The organism is Olivibacter domesticus (genome assembly GCF_900109575.1).
In the GTDB taxonomy this organism is placed as follows: Bacteria; Bacteroidota; Bacteroidia; order Sphingobacteriales; family Sphingobacteriaceae; genus Olivibacter; species Olivibacter domesticus.
On the sequence record NZ_FOAF01000001.1, the window covers coordinates 337,714 to 357,202 of the forward strand.

At 41.4% G+C, this 19,489-nt stretch carries 12 protein-coding genes; 11 read left to right on the forward strand and 1 reads right to left on the reverse strand.

Annotated features, from left to right (window positions below; translation table 11 throughout):
• Positions 1 to 19 precede the first annotated feature (19 nt).
• The 10 genes from BMY50_RS01450 (at position 20) to BMY50_RS01495 (ending at position 15,869) form a co-directional block, all read left to right on the forward strand.
• Positions 20 to 916: a DMT family transporter gene (locus BMY50_RS01450; protein WP_093317250.1), complete on the forward strand. Its 897-nt coding sequence runs from the start codon at positions 20 to 22 to the stop codon at positions 914 to 916.
• Positions 917 to 1,054: 138 nt separating this feature from the next.
• On the forward strand, positions 1,055 to 2,182 hold the full coding sequence (locus BMY50_RS01455) for an epoxide hydrolase family protein (RefSeq protein ID WP_238383641.1): 1,128 nt from the start codon (positions 1,055 to 1,057) through the stop codon (positions 2,180 to 2,182).
• 116 nt (positions 2,183 to 2,298) lie between these two features.
• Positions 2,299 to 4,866: a TonB-dependent receptor gene (locus tag BMY50_RS01460; protein ID WP_093317253.1), complete on the forward strand. Its 2,568-nt coding sequence runs from the start codon at positions 2,299 to 2,301 to the stop codon at positions 4,864 to 4,866.
• A 303-nt stretch (positions 4,867 to 5,169) separates the two neighbouring features.
• Positions 5,170 to 6,576 (forward strand): sulfatase, encoded by a 1,407-nt coding sequence (locus tag BMY50_RS01465; protein ID WP_093317258.1) that lies wholly within the window; start codon positions 5,170 to 5,172, stop codon positions 6,574 to 6,576.
• Positions 6,577 to 6,817: 241 nt separating this feature from the next.
• Entirely contained in the window at positions 6,818 to 7,426 is a 609-nt protein-coding gene (locus BMY50_RS01470; RefSeq protein WP_093317262.1) for an RNA polymerase sigma factor, read from the forward strand.
• A 77-nt stretch (positions 7,427 to 7,503) separates the two neighbouring features.
• A complete protein-coding gene (locus BMY50_RS01475) occupies positions 7,504 to 8,583 on the forward strand; it encodes a FecR family protein (protein ID WP_093317265.1) in 1,080 nt (359 codons plus the stop codon).
• 173 nt (positions 8,584 to 8,756) lie between these two features.
• Complete coding sequence (locus BMY50_RS01480) at positions 8,757 to 12,149, forward strand: TonB-dependent receptor (RefSeq protein ID WP_093317270.1); 3,393 nt, start codon at positions 8,757 to 8,759, stop codon at positions 12,147 to 12,149.
• A 7-nt stretch (positions 12,150 to 12,156) separates the two neighbouring features.
• Entirely contained in the window at positions 12,157 to 13,620 is a 1,464-nt protein-coding gene (locus BMY50_RS01485) for a RagB/SusD family nutrient uptake outer membrane protein (protein ID WP_238383642.1), read from the forward strand.
• A gap of 64 nt (positions 13,621 to 13,684) precedes the next feature.
• Positions 13,685 to 15,334 (forward strand): glycoside hydrolase family protein, encoded by a 1,650-nt coding sequence (locus BMY50_RS01490; protein WP_202907720.1) that lies wholly within the window; start codon positions 13,685 to 13,687, stop codon positions 15,332 to 15,334.
• A gap of 172 nt (positions 15,335 to 15,506) precedes the next feature.
• Positions 15,507 to 15,869 carry an iron chaperone gene (locus BMY50_RS01495; protein ID WP_093317278.1) on the forward strand — a complete coding sequence of 121 codons (363 nt, stop codon included), beginning with the start codon at positions 15,507 to 15,509 and terminating at the stop codon, positions 15,867 to 15,869.
• Positions 15,870 to 15,934: 65 nt separating this feature from the next.
• Here the strand turns inward: BMY50_RS01495 and BMY50_RS01500 are convergent, their stop codons facing one another.
• Positions 15,935 to 16,921, reverse strand: coding sequence for a helix-turn-helix transcriptional regulator (locus BMY50_RS01500; protein WP_093317282.1), 987 nt, complete (start codon positions 16,919 to 16,921; stop codon positions 15,935 to 15,937).
• Positions 16,922 to 17,045: 124 nt separating this feature from the next.
• Between BMY50_RS01500 and BMY50_RS01505 the strand changes: the two genes are divergently transcribed.
• Positions 17,046 to 19,451, forward strand: coding sequence for a TonB-dependent receptor (locus BMY50_RS01505; RefSeq protein WP_162276506.1), 2,406 nt, complete (start codon positions 17,046 to 17,048; stop codon positions 19,449 to 19,451).
• The last annotated feature ends 38 nt before the right edge of the window (positions 19,452 to 19,489 follow it).

Here is a 19,489-nt window from a genome sequence, read left to right on the forward strand (position 1 = left end):
TTGAAGAAATTTAAATATTATGGTAGATACAGATACTAACAAATCAAGGGGAGATGCTTCAAATGGTTGGGTGAACGGCTTTATTGGTGTAGTCATATTCAGTGGCTCACTACCCGCAACAAGAGTGGCGATCTTAGATTTTGATCCGCTATTTTTAACGGTTGCCCGCGCAACGATTGCTGGTTTGCTTGCTCTATGTATGTTGCATGTTTTTAAGGAAAAGCGTCCTACAAAAGCTCAACTCTTTCCGCTGACAATTGTAGCAATAGGTGTAGTGCTTGGATTTCCATTATTGAGTGCACTGGCATTACAATACATTACTTCTGCACATTCCATCGTCTTTGTTGGTGTATTGCCGCTTAGCACGGCCGTATTCGGTGTTCTGCGTGGTGGCGAACGTCCACAACCGGCATTCTGGTTCTTTTCAGTGATGGGAAGCCTGTTAGTCATTGGTTTTGCGGTAGTCCAAGATCTCTCAGCATCGCCTATGGGTGATATCCTGATGTTGTTGGCGGTTATTTTGTGTGGACTTGGCTATGCAGAGGGGGCAACATTATCAAAAACATTGGGCGGCTGGCAAGTTATCTCTTGGGCGCTGGTGCTGTCGTTACCTTTTATGCTTCCTTTGACATTTTTCCTACAGCCTTCGTCATTCGTAGGGATAAGTACAGACGCTTGGATTGGTCTCACTTATGTGTCTTTATTCAGCATGCTTATTGGTTTTGTATTCTGGTATCGTGGATTAGCACAAGGTGGTATTGCCGCGGTGGGTCAGCTTCAACTGTTGCAGCCCTTTTTTGGATTGGCTCTTGCCGCCACTTTGCTTCATGAAAGTGTAAGCATTGGCATGTTAGGCGTAACTATTGGCATTATCTTCTGTGTTGCCGGGTCAAAGAAATTTGCAATTAAACCATAATGAAATCTATTGATGGTTTGCATGTCTGATAGCGGATTGATCACAGACGGTGAGGCAATGGATTATTTCCGTAATTTTCTCATATTTGATATGTATTGATAATTTTTGTGTTTAACAATTTATAAGAAGTTTCCCCTTGTGATCAAAGAATTTGAAGTGAAAATAGCTGATGAGGTTCTCATTGACTTGCAAAGAAGATTGGAAAATAGTCGTTGGATTGCTGACGATAAGACCATGGATTGGCAATATGGTACCAATATATCCTATTTAAAGGAATTGGTAGATTATTGGAAAAATACTTTTAGTTGGCGGAACGTAGAAGATAAGATCAACAGCTTTCCGAACTATATGGCAGATATAGACGGTTTTCAGATCCATTTCATCCATATAAAATCAAAAGCAAAGCGTTCAATTCCATTAATTATTACACACGGCTGGCCCGGGTCATTTTTGGAAATGCTGCACCTTATTCCAATGCTTACGGAAGATGAGGTTTTTTCTTTTGACCTCGTTATTCCATCTTTGCCGGGTTTCGGTTTTTCTTCTTTATCAACTCCACATGGATGTTCTTCCCGTACGGTAGCGAGCTTATGGAAGAAATTGATGAATGAGTTGGGTTATCATCGATTTGCCGTACAAGGGGGAGATATCGGTGCTGGGGTATCATCGTATATAGGTTTGCTATATCCTGAGCATGTAATTGGAATACATCTGAATTATATTCCGGGCTCTTATAAACCTTATATAGATCTCGAAAAGAGCGAGTTGGAAGAAATAGTTATTTATAGGAAAGATGCAGCCGAATGGTATAGTAGGGAAGGTGCTTACAGCTTTTTGCAAAGCACGAAGCCCGCAACGCCAGCGTATGGGTTAAATGATTCGCCACTGGGTTTGTGTGCATGGATTTTGGAGAAATTTATGTCCTGGAGCGATAATGATAGTGATATTGAGCATGTTTTTTCTAAGGATGAACTGCTGGCAAATATTACCTTATATTGGGTTTCGCAATCAATTTATACTTCTTTCTGTATTTATAATGAAAATAGTAAGGAACCATTTCATTTAAAAAAGGGCGAGTTTATAAGTCCTCCACTTTGTTTTGCCAAATTTCCCAAAGAATTGCCAACACCCCCACATGCGCTGGTTGGTAAAGGATATAATATTAAAGAATGGGTTGAAATGCCCCGAGGAGGTCATTTTGCTGCTTTAGAACAACCAACGTTATTAGCGGAAAGTATCAAAAGCTTTTTTATGAAATTGGCATAATCATCAATTTTGATGATGTTGTTTGTTGCGTACTGTACATCACTCATCATTTTTAAAAATTTTATGGATTAGGAAAAGAATGTATATATTTGTCTACTTAATCTATAGAGTTTATTATGTTTCAAAAGAAATTACTTTTTATTTTTTTGTCAGCCTTCATCTCACAACTTGTATTTGCCCAGCAAACAATCACGGGAACTGTAAAAGACGGTAACGATGTGGCCATTCTCGGTGCTACGATTGTCGTTAAAGGCACAACTATTAAGGCTGTGAGCGATGTGGACGGTGCATTCACTTTGCAGATCCAAAATCCGCCGCCTTATACACTTTCAGTTAGTTCGGTAGGATATAGAACGAGGGAGGTTCAGGTACCCTCAGGTCGTACTTCACCGGTTGATGTGGTATTATTTACGGATGACTTTCAACTTTCAGAAGTTGCGGTAACTGCCAGAAGACGTACAGAGCGTGTGCAGAATGTTCCCATATCGATCTCGGTGGTGGGAGGGGCACGTGTAGAAAATGCCGGTGCTTTTAACGTTAATCGTCTCAAGGAACTAGTTCCATCGGTACAGCTCTATTCTTCCAACCCACGTAATACAACGCTGAATATTCGAGGCCTTGGCTCTACTTTCGGCCTAACCAATGATGGGATTGATCCTGGTGTCGGTTTTTATGTTGATGGCGTTTATTTTGCTCGTCCGGCGGCCACGACACTCGACTTTATTGATGTAGAACGTATCGAAGTATTGAGAGGGCCCCAAGGAACATTGTTCGGTAAAAATACAACAGCAGGCGCCTTTAATATTACAACACGTAAACCTAGTTTCACTCCGGAGGTTAATTTTGAAGCAAGTTATGGAAATTATGGATACATTCAGGCAAAGAGCTCTATCACCGGGCCGCTTGGAAAAAAATTGGCCGCTCGTGTTTCCTTTTCCGGTACACAGCGAGATGGCCTCCTTTATAATGTTGCTACTGAAAAACATGTGAATGACCTGAATAACTTGGGTGTTCGCGGGCAATTGCTGTATGTACCTTCTGATAATGTGAGTATCATTTTAGCAGGCGATGCTTCCCGACAGCGACCTGACGGTTATGCGCAGGTATTTGCCGGTGTGGCTCCTACGCAACGGGCGGCATATAGGCAATTCGAGCAGATCATTGCAGACCTCGGTTACGATTTGCCAAGTCGCAATCCCTTTGATAGAAAAATTGATCATGATACACCGTGGAAGTCCGGCAACGATCTTGGAGGGGTTTCCTTGAATGCTGATGTTAAGCTAGGATCGGGTACACTTACCTCTACTACCGCTTGGCGTTATTGGAATTGGGATCCCTCTAACGACCGTGATTTTACGGGGCTTCCTGTTCTGTCACTTTCACAGGCTACGTCCAAACACCAACAATGGTCGCAGGAAGTCCGTTATGCAGGTGACTTTTCTTCTCGTTTAAGTGGGGTTTTCGGTATTTACGCTATTGGACAACGATTAAAGACTGACCCCTATCATGTAGAAGAATCTGGTGCAGCACAATGGCGCTTTTCGCAAAATTCCACCAGTCCACTTTGGTCTACGCCCGGCTTATTGGAGGGTTATGGCATCCGCACTTATTCTAAACTTACCTCATTTAGCGGTGCAGTATTCGGTCAATTGGATTGGTCGATCACAGACCGTTTACATGTGTTACCGGGGTTACGATTTAATTATGATGATAAGAAGGTCGACTTTAACCGTCAAACATACGGAGGGCTTCAGACCGAAGATCCTGATCTTTTGGCAATTAAGAGAGCCGTTTATACAGATCAGGCATTTAACGTAAATACAGATAATACCAATTTATCAGGGCAAATAACTGTAGCGTACAAAGCCAGTGAGCGCGTTAATGCCTATGGTACCTTCTCTACAAATTACAAACCAATTGGACTAAATCTCGGTGGCTTGCCAACTAGTAACGGTGAGCCAATGCTAGACCTTGCAGAAATTAAGCCTGAATATGTGAAACACTATGAAATAGGTATAAAAACAACTCCTTCTGAAAATTCTACGCTGAATTTCGCAGTCTATAATACTGACATTAAAGATTTTCAGACCCAGGTGCAAACTGCCGAGGTGGGTGTTAATCGGGGATATTTAGCTAATGCTGAAAAAGTAAGAGTACGGGGCGCCGAATTAGATGGAAATTTATTCCTTGGTCATATTCTTTCATTGTATGGTGCACTTTCTTATACAGATGGCAAATATATTTCCTTCAAAAATGCACCTGTTCCACTTGAGGAAACAGGCGCTGAGTCGGCATTCAAAGATATTTCAGGTGGTAAGCTACCCGGTATTTCTAAATGGGCAGGTTCTTTGGGAGGCCAAATTGACCTTCCGAGCAAGTTCCTTACACTGGGAGGGAATTATTTTCTTGCACTTGATTCTTACTTCCGTTCATCTTTTTCATCGAGCCCTTCGCCATCGCAATACTTAAATGTCGATGGATATGTCTTGCTGAATGCTCGACTCGGGTTTCAGGCAAGTCAAGGTGTTTCCTTCTTTGTGTGGAGCCGGAACTTATTAGATAAAGATTATTTTGAACAGTTGCTGCCTGCGGCTGGTAATGCTGGCCATTATGCAGCTGTTATTGGTGATCCGCGTACTTTTGGTGCTACGATTCGTTATAGCTTCGGCCGTTCCTATAGGTAGGGGATACATTGCCTTAGTTTAAAGCTTAGTAATGGAGACAAACAAGCTACTAACTCCTAACCAAATACCAGCATAATCTGTATGCTTCCTGACTATTATCTGACCGCTGTCTGTCTTTTTCTCAGATAAACCTCAGCCGAACCTCAGATGTGCGTCAGATAGCGGTAGAAGAAGGCTGGGAGCAAAGGCGAAGAAGGAGAGAAGTTCTTTAGTAGAAGGCAAAGGATTCTAATGAGGTAATTCTATATATTTATTGGGCTAAATAAAATTAACGATATAGACTTAATATGTAAATAAAATAACGTGGAGAATTTAAACAAATCCAAGCTATATGCTGCAACGAGGATCTTAATCTTGTTTTTGCCCTTTCTGAGTTTGGCACAAGAAGCCGCAAGGCCAAACATTCTGTTTATTGCTGCGGATGACTTAAATAATCATGAAGGTACATATGGGCAAAATTATGTGAAAACGCCTCATTTTGATCGCTTGGCCAAAAGTGGGGTGCAATTTAATAAGGCTTATAATCAGTATCCTTTATGTAGCCCCAGTAGAAGTTCTTTGATGACTGGACATAAACCCGACGTTACGCGGATCTATGATTTGCAAACGCATTTTAGGGAGATACTGCCCGAAGTAGTTACCCTGCCACAACTCTTTAAACAGCATGGTTATTTTACTGCTCGGGTAGGTAAGATTTATCACTATGGCGTGCCTTCACAGATCGGGACGAATGGTTTGGATGACTCTATTTCCTGGCAGATGCGCATTAACCCTAAGGGGAGAGATAAAACGGAAGAATCCTTGGTAAAGAATTTAACACCGGATAGGCACTTGGGCTCTGCCCTGGCATATCTAAATGCAGCTGGCACGGATGAAGAACAAACAGATGGTTTGATTGCCACGGAAGCGATTAAACTTTTAGAACAGCGTAAAAATGAAAAACAACCGTTCTTTCTTGCGGTAGGTTTCTTTAGACCGCATACCCCTTATATAGCTCCAAAGAAATATTTTGATTTGTACCCGCAGGAGACCGTGCCACTTCCCAAGCAGCTTCCGAATGATCTGGATGATATTCCACAAGATGCACTCTTTACGAAACCTGCACATTGGGGTTTAGATGAAGGGCAGCAAAAAGAAGCGCTACGGGCTTACTATGCATCCATCTCGTTTATGGATGCACAACTGGGAAGGGTCTTAGATGCGTTGGATAAGTTGGGCTTAGCGGAGAATACCATTGTCGTTTTTTGGAGTGATCATGGGTATAACGTGGGACAGCATGGTCAGTGGATGAAGCAAAGCTTGTTTGAAACGTCGGCGCGGGTGCCATTGATTTTTCGGGTACCGAAGCTGGGTGGAGGGAAAAAATCAAACAGAACCGTGGAACTACTGGATATTTATCCAACTTTGGCTGAACTGGCTAATTTGCCTGCTCCTACAGACTTAGATGGGAAGAGCTTGGTATCACTACTGGAAAACCCTGCCGCTAATTGGAACAAGGCCGCTTATACACAGGTAAAAAGGCCTAATGGAGTAGTGGGAAGAAGTGTACGAACTGAACGTTGGCGTTATACGGAATGGAATGAGGGAAAGGCAGGGGCCGAACTTTACGACCATGATCAAGACCCAGATGAATTTAATAATCTTGCTGCCGATTCACTTTATCAGACAATACGAATCACCTTGAAAGAAGAATTGAAGAAAAGATTTTAATCTTCAACTTCATGGTATGTCCACTATATAATCGGCTTTTAGCTATAAACATGATTATATAGTGGAATATTTGTATGGCTTTGCCATTCTGGTGAGCATGCTAAATTTGTGGGGTGAAGTAGAAAATGCTAAAATTGCTGATATAATAGGATATATTTCGTATTTTTTTTTCTGTTCCAATAGGTAGTTTTGTAACATCCTCGATATAAAACTAACAAAAACGCGAACAGATAAACCGATTATGAGGCAGCAATTGGAATGGGATGATCAGTCTATGTGGGATGGACTGATTAACGGACAGCAAGATGCTTTCACGGCTTTAGTGATGCATTATACGGATGTGCTCTATGTTTATGGTATGCGTTTATGCCAAGATGAGGAGTTGGTGAAGGATTGTGTGCAGGAGGTGTTCCTTTTTATGTGGCGCCGAAGGGCTTATCTGCAACAACCGGCTTCGCTAAAGTTCTATCTAATGAAAGCTGTTAGAAATAAGATTGCACGTGATCTTCCCAAATGGCAGATGAAGGGGCAGCCGTATGAAAACGAATTTAATTTTTCTGATTTTATCATAGAGCTTGAAGAGCATCAGGATGCTCCTCCGGCTATCCAACGACAGATGAAAGCTTATATCGATCAGTTGTCTCCCCGACAACGCGAAATTCTATATTTACGCTTTTATGAAGGTATTAAGCAACAGAAAATAGCTGAGATGATGAATTTAAACAATCAGTCGGTTTATAACTTATTGCGTAATGCGCTTGCTGCTTTAAAGGAAAAAGTAGATTATGAAGCGCTTATTGCTCATTTGTGTTGGTTAGTCTATCTGACGTCGGCCGTTATGAATTTTTAAAAAAAAAATCAGTTCACATGAGTAGATTTTGAGTAGTCGTGTCTATACAATTATAGATACACACGCAAAGCTGACCAATGCAAAAGTATAAATACTACAAAACAGTAGATTTTTTAAGTGATGATGAATTCATAGATTGGGTACGCGCACCGAACTGGGAAACCAATTTGTATTGGCAAGAGGTATTTATCCTTTTTCCTGCGGTTAAACCCTATGCCGATGAGGCACGCCAACTAGTAGTGCATATTCGCGTAAAGCCCATGAAGGGTGCTACCACCAATTTGAAGGAAGCAATTGTTGCAAAAGCACTTATTCAGGAAGTAAAAGGGAGTGGAACATCATCGAAACCGTTGACTATCCGTAGCCGTTCTAAATGGATGGTGGCAGCCTTGGTACTGATTGTATCGGGACTGCTGCTCGTTAAGATGCCGCTATATAGACCTACAAAACTGGAAGTTATTTCAGTGGATGATGCTCATATAAAGCAAGTCAAGAATGTATCTGATATGGTACTGCTAGTTGAATTACCGGATCAATCGACTGTTATCTTGCAACCGAAAGCATATATGTCTTATCGAACGGATTCTTTCGCATTAAAGCGTGAAGTTCATTTAGTTGGAGAAGCCTTTTTTGATATCAGCAAAAATAAACAAGTACCTTTTATTGTCAACACAGATCAGCTTATAACCAAGGTGCTGGGTACGAGCTTTTTCGTAAATGCTAGTCCTAATACTGCTGCGCATCGGGTTTTGGTCGCAAGTGGTTCGGTTCGGGTGGAGACGAAAAGGAATAAAAGCTCCACCGGACATCGCCAGCGTGAAGGACTAGTGCTACATGCTGGACAGGAGACGCACCTTAATGTCGATCGGCCAATGACGGTCACTTTTTCCGAACAGGCCTTGCATATAACAGAAGATTTGGAAAAGGCTTTTGATTTTCAAAATGTGCCGATGAGCAAAGTGGCAGCAACCTTACATGAGTATTATGGCTTAGATGTGCAGATAAAGAAACAAGAATTAGCAAAACGACCAATTACAGCCTTTCTGGGGAATGTTTCTTTGCAAGAGAAATTGAATTTAATTGCGAAAGCGGTAGAAGCTCGTTATCAACTGGATGATGGTGTTGTTATTTTTACCTTAGAGATTAACCAACAATAGAAACCAATATGAATAGTATGAACCAAACTTAAAAACACACATTATAATAAGCCCGCTAAAGCTGCTGGAACATCCTTAGCGGGAAATTGTGCCCTTTGCTATCAAAAAACCGTTTGTTAAAACGGTTAGGGGGCTATTTGTTAAATTTTTATTAAAACCTAACAACCAAATGTATGGAAAAAAAATCAACATTCATTGTTGTCATGAGGACAGGCACATTACAATTAATTATGGCGATATTCCTGCTGGGGAGTACTTGGGCTGCAAATACCCATGCGCAAGGAATATTGAAAGAACGGGTCTCGTTTCCAAGAAAAGAGGCCTCACTACAGACGCTGTTGAAACATATAGAGCAGTCGTTTGATATTCATTTTATTTATAGCCCAGCATTGGTTGATGTAAATCAACCCGTATCGATCGTTGCTGATGAAAAGCCACTGGACGCTTTATTAAATGAACTGTTAGATCCTTTGCATATTACCTACGAGCTTGCGGGCAATAACATCATACTGAAGCGGGTGCGCGGACACAAGCAGGTAACGATGAAAGGCGTAGTGCGTGATAAGGATGGTTTATTATTGAGCGGTGTATCCGTACTACTGAAAAATGCGGTGGGTAAAGGCACTTCCACAAACGAAGAAGGAGTTTTCTCGCTTTCAGTACCCGCAAATGCAACGCTCGTGTTTCGTTACGTTGGCTATAAAGAACAAGAGGTGGCGCTCGGTAACCGCACTTTTATTGAAGTCATGATGGTGGAGGATCCAGCCAATCTGGACGAAGTGGTGGTGGTGGGGTATGGCACACAGAAAAAAGCCAATTTAACGGGTGCTGTTGCAACAGTAAATGGAGAGGATCTGGTAAAGAGACCCGTAACGAATGCAGCCTCTATGTTGCAGGGGCAGGTACCGGGTTTACGTGTTGTACAAAATTCGGGTGAACCCGGAAATGAAGGACTGTCGGTTAGAATTCGTGGCCAAGGTACATTCAGTGGAGCAGGCTCTAATCCGTTGGTATTAATTGACGGTGTAGAAGGAAGCTTGAATGATGTGAATCCGAATGATATTGAAAATGTATCGGTATTGAAAGATGCGGCATCAGCTTCAATTTATGGATCGCGGGCTGCTAATGGGGTGATTTTGGTGACCACCAAGGCTGGTACATCCGGAGGGTTTGTGGTTGATTATACCTTTAATGGCGCTGTGCATAATCCAACGCGATTGTTTGATCTGATTACTAACTCGGCCGAATATATGGAATTGTGGAACGAGGCGAAAAGAAATAACGGAAATACCGCAGGCCTGTATTCACAGGAAACCATCGATTTATATCGAAATGCAACAGATAGAGTACAATACCCGAATGCGGATTGGTTGGACATAATGTTTAACCCGGCCTTTGTACAAACGCATAATCTGGGTATAAGTGGCGGTGCTGGCGGTACACATTACAATATGTCCATAGGTTATATCGATCAGCCAGGGGTAATGAAGGGTTTTGAATATAAAAGATACAATGCTCGCTTTAATATTGGCTCTTCTATTAATGACCATATTAAGGTGGGAGCGAATATTAGCGTGAAGCAGGGAGATGTTTCCCGACCTCGCCAGGGTGCGCAGGACGCCTTTATATCAACCATGTCACAGGCGCCTACTTATTTGCCTAAACTGCCTGATGGCCGGTATGCATTTAAGGCCTTTGATTTTGAATCTAACAATAAGAATATGGTGGCTATTGTGGAGAACGATGTGCTTTGGAAAAACAGGGATTACTCGGTGAACCTACAAGGCTGGTTGGATGTGCAGTTAAATAAAAAACTTAATTGGTATTCTAAGGCGGCTATTGTCGCTGATTTTGACAAATCGAAAGATTGGCGCCCTGTGGTGCCACTTTACAATTATCAGACAGGTAATTTTGCTACCGACCTGGATGTGGGGGGGAAGGGGCTGGCGGTAAACAACAGCGAAAATAGATACACAAATCTTTTCACTTACCTTAAATTTGAGGACGAACTGGGGGCTGGCCACAATGTGTCGGCGCAGGTTGGTTATAGCCAAGAATCGAACAAACACGAATACCTATATGGTTATCGCAGGGATTTTTTTAGTAATGATTTACAGGAATTAGATGCTGGTGGGCTTGCCGTACAAAATTCAAGTGGGTCTACTTATGAATGGGCGCTGCGTTCTTTCTTTGGTCGCTTAACCTACAACTATAAAGAACGCTATCTTTTGGAAATGAATATGCGTTACGATGGAACGTCCCGACTGCATAATGACCATCGCTGGGGTGCTTTTCCTTCGATTTCTGGGGCTTGGCGTGTATCGGAAGAGTCTTTTGTGAAGAATGCAGATCTTAAATGGCTCAATAACTTCAAAATTCGCGGCTCGTATGGTGAGCTGGGTAACCAGAACATTAATATTGACGTCCGTGCTAGCTCGCCTTATCAGTATTCGTATCAGGAAACTTATCCTTATCCTTTTCAGGAAATTTTAAATTATACCGGGAATTACCCTTTTGATAATACGAACCTGACTACTGGTGCAGCGCAAACAGCATTGGCAAACCAATTACTTATTTGGGAAACGACAAAGATTACCGATGTAGGGTTTGATTTAGCAGTGTTCAATGGCTTGGATATTACCCTCGATTGGTATAGAAAAACCACCACGGATATCTTGCGGGCATCGCAAGTAACAGGGATCGTTGGCCTGACAGCTCCAAACATTAACAATGGTACCATGCAAAATGAGGGGATTGAGCTAGCACTACGTTATAGCCATCGAGTGGCGTCGGGTGTGTTGGAAGGTTTGTCATACAGCTTTGGCGGAAATATTGACCGTTTTCGGAATAAGCTGGTTAAATTCGGCCAACGGGAAATTGGTAGTAATACGATCAAAGAAGAGGGACGCCCTTGGGACACATTCTATATGTTAGAGTGGACTGGCATCTTCCAAACAGAAGAGGAGATACAGGCTGCACCAAGGCAGTATAATGATGATACGCAGCCTGGTGACCTTATTTTTAAAGATCAGAATGGTGATGGCATCGTTGATGATGATGACCGTACTTATTTGGGTGGCCAATATCCATCTTTTGAGTATGCCTTTAACGGAAATGCCAGTTGGAAAAATTTTGATATTTCCTTTATGTTTCAGGGGGTAGAAGGAAGAAAGATCTATGTAGCCGATTGGGGAACAGTACCTTTTATCCAAGGATCACCACCAACTACGGATTGGCGAGATCGTTGGACGCCCGAAAATCCTTCGACTACTATGCCAAGGATCTATTGGGGCTTTGACGCACCTGCCAAGGTGCGACGAACATCTAGCTACTACTTGCAGGATGCTTCCTACCTCCGCTTAAAAAACCTAACCGTGGGCTATACTTTTCCAAGCGAGCTGGTGGAACGGATCGGTCTTAGAAAGCTTCGTTTATTTGTTTCAGGCGATAACCTCCTAACAATAACAAATTATCCAGGTCTTGACCCAGAGCGTGGCGGTAACGGTGTTTTTGTAGGTTATCCGCAAAATAAAATTTATTCTTTTGGTCTTAATGTACAATTTTAAGAAGAAAATGATGAAAAAGTATATATTTCTAGTTTGCACCACGATTTTTCTGTTAACTATGGGTGGTTGTAGTAAAGATTTTCTCGACAAAGATCCGTTGGATCGTTTGACAGCCGATCAATATTGGAAATCGAAGGCTGATTTTGATATGGCACTAACGGCTATCTATGGCCAATTGCAGAATAGTATCTTTTCTTATGGTAGTCCGAACTGGGACGTACTAACTGACAACGGATATGGGCAGCATAACTACAATGGAAGTCAGGGAATAGTGCGTGGTGAGATTTTTCCTTCTTCTGGAGGATATATTATCGATATTTATAATGCTTGCTACAGCGGGATAGCAAGAGCCAATATCTTCCTAGAGAAATTAAGCGCTTATGAAGGTGGCGAACTTGATGAATCCAATAGGGCACGCTACGCGGGGGAGGTGCGCTTTATTAGAGCTTACTACTATTATATGCTCTATGCCTGTTATGGAGCGGTGCCGATTATTACTGAGCCGCTAACTTTGGAAAACCAAGTTCAGCCGAAAGCCTCCGCAGCGGAAGTGCTGACCCAAACGCTGGCGGACCTGGATGCGGCCATTTCCAGTCTCGGATCTGACCTGTATGCTGGGGGAGGAGGCCACGCTGTGAAGACTTCTGCACAAGCTTTAAAGTTGCGCGTATTGATGTATGCTGCTTATGATGAAAACGGCGTGCCTAATCAGGAGATGTTGACGCAGGCCAGTACCTTGGCAAAAGAAATTATGGCAGCAGGCTATACATTGGCTCCTGCTTTTGAAAGCATATTTAGGGATGCTACACAGGAAGGGAACCCAGAAATTATTTTCTCCATTAAATTTCTAGCGCCAGATAATGCTACGCCGATGGACCAATGGTATGGTGATTGGGCTGTTGTTAGTCCCTTGCCTAATATCTTCAACGCGTTTGAAGCTGGCGATATTCGTCGGGATTTAACAATTTTTGACAAGGAGGTTAATTTCGACGGAGTTATTCATCGCCCTTCTAATAATTTGCCTACGGGGTATGGATTGAAAAAATTTCTTACACCTGGTTTAATACCTTATGGCTACTCTACGCAAAGCCAGCAAGATTGGGTAATGCTGAGGTATGCAGAGGTATTGCTCTTATTTGCGGAGGCTGAGAATGAACTATCCGGTCCTAGCGATGCGGTTCGTACTGCGGTGAATGCATTACGCGAGCGAGCGAAATTACAACCGATAGCTGCTGGGCTCAGTAAGGAAGGTATGCGCGAGGCTATCCGCCAAGAGCGGCGTGTGGAGTTGGCATTCGAAGGCTTTCGCTATTTTGACCTGAAGCGATGGCGAATCGCTCCAGAGGTGCTAAACAATGTGAAAGACGGCATACTTACGTACGTATTTGAAGAACGTTTTTACCAATGGCCGCTTCCACAAACGGAAATTGATAAAAGCCAGGGAATATTGGAACAAAATTCAGATTATTGATTCATAACACCGAAAGTTCTCTAGAACTTTCGGTGTTATTTAATTTTTTAGATCAGGCATTTTTATGAAACACTTATTTAACTTTTTATGTACATCGCTCATGGTAATCAATATGGTTTATGGTCAAGTGGTTGAACGACCGCGGCCAGCAGCTTGGGATAGTATTACCTTTGGTGGACGGTTCATAGATCGCTTTTTACCCATGGTAAATGGCCACACGCAGCAGGGAATATGGGGTGCCGAAGGTGTGCAAAAGCGTTACGTTGACAATGGCATTGAAGATAGTCTGCATTCGTATTGGTGTGGCAGTATCATCTATGATGCTACAGATAAATTGTACCATCAATATATTTGCGGCTGGGATGAAAATGCCGCCAAAGGTCATAATGAATGGCCTAATTCGATTGTTTATCATGCCACTAGTAAACAATTGAATGGCCCATACGGTATCAAAGACACCATCGGTTCCGGACATAACGCAGAGGTCTATCAGACTAAGAATGGAACATATGTGCTTTATGTGATCGACAAGCGGTATACGTCTTCTTCATTGAATGGCCCCTGGAAGCAGGATACCTTCCATTTTGATCAGCGGGACCGAAAAATTATCGAAGGTTTGTCGAACTTAACCTTTGCTAAAAGAGGGGATGGCTCTTACCTGATGGTTTGTAGGGGTGGAGGTGTATGGTTCAGTGCCGACGGTCTGTCCCCTTATTATCAGGTAACAGATAAGCGTGTTTACCCTGCTGTAGAGGGCCGGTTTGAAGACCCCGTGGTTTGGCGTGATCATATACAGTATCATTTGGTAGTAAATGACTGGTTAGGAAGGATTGCTTTCTATCTGCGTTCAAAAGATGGTGTACATTGGGTAACCGATCCGGGAGAGGCTTACACCCCTCATATTGCATTACACGAGGATGGCACAAAAGAAGCCTGGTTTAAATTTGAGCGTATGAAGGTTTTCCAAGACCAATATGGTCGGGCTATTCAAGCAAATTTTGCGGTTATTGATGTGCAAAAAAGTGAGGATAAAGCAAATGACAATCATAGTTCAAAGAATATAACCATTCCGTTAAATCCGGGTCTATTGATTACCTTACTCGATAAACAAATGCCTACGAGTAAAACGAAGACGATACAGTTAAAGATACAGGCGGAGCCAGGCTTTGATCCGGTAGAAGAGGTGGATGTGCAAAGTTTACGGTTTGGAGCATCTGATCAGGTTAATTTTGGTAGAGGCTGTAAGGTGCTGAGCGCTGCTCGTGAAGGAAAGGATCTAGTGGTGACATTTGATGCGGTAGGACATGGCATTACAAAAGAGGAATTTGCACCTAAGATGATCGGAAAATCTAAAAAGGGTAAACTACTATATGGATATACTCGTGTGCCATGGCTAAATTATGAGAAATCCCTTTTATCGACGCGTAAACCTTTTCTTTCAAAAGAAGGGGGGCATCTAATGATAAAGATTGAAAATTTTGGAGAGGTGCGTTCGGAAAAAGCAAAGGTTTTACTTTATAAATTGAATCAAGACAAAAAACAGCTTTTCGCAAGCGGAACTGTTCAATCTTTGGAACCATTTGGGAGTAGGACAATAAATTTGTCTGCAGAAAAATCTCTTAATAGCGAGCTGAAAGGTAATTTTAAGGTAGTGATCGTTACGACAAATGATACTAGTTTAGATTTCGATTTTCAAATGGGTGAAAATTTATAAGTTGATCATCAGGTATTGGTGCGGTTTAATTATGGAGTATGGGTCTAATAGCTTTTAGGAATGGACGGTAAGCAAGAAATCCAAAAATGAAATAAATTTGCGAAACAGACGGACCACATATATCTTTACCAAAACCAATTTTTTCTAATTTTTTATCTCAAGGGATATTACAATGGCAAAGACAGATTATAAAACAATAGAACAGTATCATAGTACTTTCCCTAGCGAACAGCAAGACAGAATGCAATCCATCCGTAATGTTATTCATAGCATTGTACCCGAAGCCGAAGAAGTCATAAGTTATCAAATACCTTGTTTCAAGTATAAAGGGTACTTCATTTATTATTCGGCATATACTAACCATATTTCACTTTCCTACCCGTTCAGTGAAGCGCTGCTTAAAACTTTTGACAAGGAATTGAAAAAATATAAAGTAAGCAAGTCGGCCATTCAGTTTCCTAATAAGGAAGCATTGCCATTAGACCTGATCAAGAGAATAGTTGCATTTAGAAAGAAAGAAAATGAAAAGACGTAAGGGCTAAGGTTTTTAATCAACCTTAATCCTTTATACATCTATATGAAGTTGATTCAGGTGAATCATCATGTCCTCACATTTTTGGGTGTATAACCGAATTTTTTCTTAAATGCTTTTGCGAAATGATGGGGATATTTAAATCCCATTAAATAAGAAATACTAGCGATACTATGCTCCCCTTTTTGTAGCAAGGCGTGTGATTGCTGCATCCTCACGTCATTGATATAGCCAAATACGGTATTGCCAAAAAGCTGTTTAAATCCCTTTTTTAATTTAAAATCATTAACGCCTGCAATTTCTGCCAATTGCATAAGTGAATAGTTGGCTCCAGGGTTGGCAGTTATAAGATCTTTTATTTGGCGGAGTTTCTCTACATCTTCTTTATGAAGTTTAATAGTTGATAGAGGGTATGTTTGCCGATCATTAAAAAATTGATCGATCTGTAAATTTAACAATTCTATTATTTTTGCCTCTATATAGGTTTTTTTAAAGATTCCATGATAGGGGCAATTCAGTATTTCTTGAATAACTTTGCTCATTGGATTCGTAATTATCCTACTTTGATTGCCTATCAGGGCTGGTTGATTTTCCTGTATCGCTTTGCCTAAATTACCCAGGCAACTCAAATCGTGCGCGAATAGTTTCTGGAAATACACGGTGGAAAATACAATATCTAAAACCTTACGGGAGCTGGGATAATATAAAGTACCATCTACTTCTGGCAAGAATAACAGTGTATGTTTACCATGGAGTATTTCAACATCCCTGCTTGCTATAGCAGTTTTGCGAACAAAATCGGAATGCCCTTCTATTTCAAACTGCATTTTTAAAAAGGGTTGTTCGTGTTTGGTAAACATTGAAATGGGAAATGGCATTTCCCAGTTTCTGTAAATTATACAAATCCCCTCCAAGGTGATAATCCTATGCGCTGCCTTTAAATAGGGATGATTAAACTGCATCATCTCATCACTGATATGTGTATCAGATAAATTGTAACCTTTTTCTGCTTGGAATATTTCTTGAAATGTCTGGTGTGATATGTGCTTGTACATGCATGCAGATTTTATTAAAATACTCCGTATAACGTTTAAATTAATCCCTAATATGTTATTTTGATTGACCTACTCTGTTTTATCTTTGCATTATTTATAATCAATCTAATTACACTTAATGCAAATGTATACAAAAATCAAAAATAATGGTAATTCATTTATCGGGCTTGGTTATGGGGGGCTTCTAGCAATATTACTTCTTTTTGTAGCAATAACTGCCGGTGGACAACAAAAAGTGGGGAAAATCAGTGGCATTATAAAAACTTCCGATGGCCAAGCATTGGCCTATGCTTCTGTTTTACTTGCAGATACACGCTATGGAATAATGTCCAATAATGAGGGTGTTTTTTCTTTTGAGGCACCTAGTGGTCAGTATATGCTTATCGTGACCTATGCTGGATTTACGACTGTCAGAATACCAGTTGACATAAAGACAGATATATCAAAGGATGTAGGTGTAATTATGGTGAATGCAGCCTCTAATGAGCTTAGAGAGGTTATTGTTTCAGATATCCAAAAAAACAAATTTGCCAAAAAGGAGAGCAATGCAATCGCGAGGATGCCTTTAGCTGATCTCGAAAATCCATCCTCATACAGCGTGGTCACAAAAGAAATTATGCAGGAGCAGATTGCGATCGACTATAATACGGCCGTTGCCAGTGTGCCTGGGGTTATTGTAAACAACGGTGTGAATGATAGCGGTAATGATGTGACGTTGCGTGGATTCCGAGGGCAGGCTACCTTCCGGAATGGCTTGGCTATTGATCCGCGAACACAGTCGGAAATCGCCAACGTAGAACGTATTGAAATATTGAAAGGACCGGCGGGTACCCTGTTTGGTGGCGCTATGTCAACCTATGGTGGCGTTGTAAATACGATTACAAAAAAGCCTTTTGAAAGTTTTAGGGGTGAAGTATCGTATACTACAGGTAGCTGGGGATTGAATCGTTTTACTGCGGATGTGAATACACCTTTAAATAAGGATCGAACTGCCCTGATGCGGGTAAATGCTTCTGGACATACCCAAAGCAGTCAGGACGCGGGATTTTTAAGAAGCACTTCCTTTGCTGCGAGCATGTTATTTAAAACGAGCGAACGGACTTCGGTCCGCTTTGATGCGGAGGTTTATTCGCCAACGAAGACGCTGAATGCTTACGTCAGAAACTCCAATGTATTAACGGTATCATCATTAAAAGATCTGAATTTGACACATAGACGGTCATTTACAAGTGATGACATCGGAACAACGCGTACCTCGGTTTACGCAATGGCTGAAATAGAGCATAAAATATCGAACCAGTGGATTTCCAAGACTTCTTTTCAGCATGGAGAATCGGGCGAGTCCAATTCGATCTTTTTAGTATTAACGTATCTAAATAATGATAGTATTTCAAGAGGCATTCGTCCTTTTGATCAATACCGCGTTATAACGGATAATCTGCAACAGAACTTTATTGGTGATTTCAAAATAGGTGGTTTGCGAAACAGAATGGTAATTGGATTGGATTATTTTGCTCATACCTTGAATTATCAGTTCGCTAATTTCCCCGCGGCGGGAGGAAGAACTAGTGTTTTTGCTCCTTATGATGCCGTAAGACTAGATGATGATACTCCTTGGAATGCTATATCAAGGAATCAGGTAAATGATTTGCAAAGAGCAAGTACCGTTAACCAAAGAGATAAATATTATACAATAAGTGCTTACGCTTCGGATGTAGTTAATATCACCGATAATATATTGGCTATGGCAAGTTTACGAGTTGATCGCTATGAGAATCAGCGAACACTGGTATCAGGTGTTAATCAGGATAATGCTTACGACCAAGTGCAGTTGTCGCCAAAATTTGGATTAGTGTATCAGGTGCTAAAAGATAAAGTTGCTCTATTTGGTAATTACGTAAATGGCTTCAGAAATATAGCCCCTGGTTTTGATACTAACGGTGATGTCGTTAATTGGAAGCCAGAGCAGGCAAATCAAATTGAAGGGGGAGTAAAATTAGATCTGCTTGATAATAAGTTAAGCAGTACCATTAGTTATTACAATATTGAAGTGAAAGACATGGTTCGTGCAATCGACAATATAACTTCCGTTCAAGATGGTAATCAAAAAAGTAAAGGCTTCGAAATGGAGTTGATTGCCAACCCTGTGGAAGGCTTAAATATTGTTGTCGGTTATGCTTACAATGATAATGAATATGAGCTAGCGAATGCAAGCTCTGAAGGAAAGCGTGCCCCCTGGACCCCAGTTCATGTGGCAAACTTCTGGGCAAGTTATAAATTGTTGCAGGGAAGGGTAAAAGGACTTGGATTCGGAGCCGGTTTTAACCACGCCGGAAAGACCTATATGGAAGTTTCTAACACCTTCTCTGTTCCAGCTTATAGCATTGTAGGGGCAACAGTGTTCTTTGATCAACCGAAATATCGGGTAGGATTGAAAGTGAATAATTTAACGAATCAAACTTATTGGAATTTCTATGGACAACCACAAAAGCCAACCGAATTAGTAGCTAATATTTCGTATAAATTTTAAACATATCAGGGTTCTACACTGCTAAACCAACAAACATA

Coding starts and splice junctions, on each gene's coding strand:
- BMY50_RS01470 (WP_093317262.1), top strand. CDS start 6,818: ATGAGGCAGCAATTGGAATGGGATGATCAGTCTATGTGGGATGGACTG.
- BMY50_RS01495 (WP_093317278.1), top strand. CDS start 15,507: ATGGCAAAGACAGATTATAAAACAATAGAACAGTATCATAGTACTTTC.
- BMY50_RS01475 (WP_093317265.1), top strand. CDS start 7,504: ATGCAAAAGTATAAATACTACAAAACAGTAGATTTTTTAAGTGATGAT.
- BMY50_RS01490 (WP_202907720.1), top strand. CDS start 13,685: ATGAAACACTTATTTAACTTTTTATGTACATCGCTCATGGTAATCAAT.
- BMY50_RS01480 (WP_093317270.1), top strand. CDS start 8,757: ATGGAAAAAAAATCAACATTCATTGTTGTCATGAGGACAGGCACATTA.
- BMY50_RS01505 (WP_162276506.1), top strand. CDS start 17,046: ATGTATACAAAAATCAAAAATAATGGTAATTCATTTATCGGGCTTGGT.
- BMY50_RS01500 (WP_093317282.1), bottom strand. CDS start 16,921: ATGTACAAGCACATATCACACCAGACATTTCAAGAAATATTCCAAGCA.
- BMY50_RS01450 (WP_093317250.1), top strand. CDS start 20: ATGGTAGATACAGATACTAACAAATCAAGGGGAGATGCTTCAAATGGT.
- BMY50_RS01460 (WP_093317253.1), top strand. CDS start 2,299: ATGTTTCAAAAGAAATTACTTTTTATTTTTTTGTCAGCCTTCATCTCA.
- BMY50_RS01485 (WP_238383642.1), top strand. CDS start 12,157: ATGATGAAAAAGTATATATTTCTAGTTTGCACCACGATTTTTCTGTTA.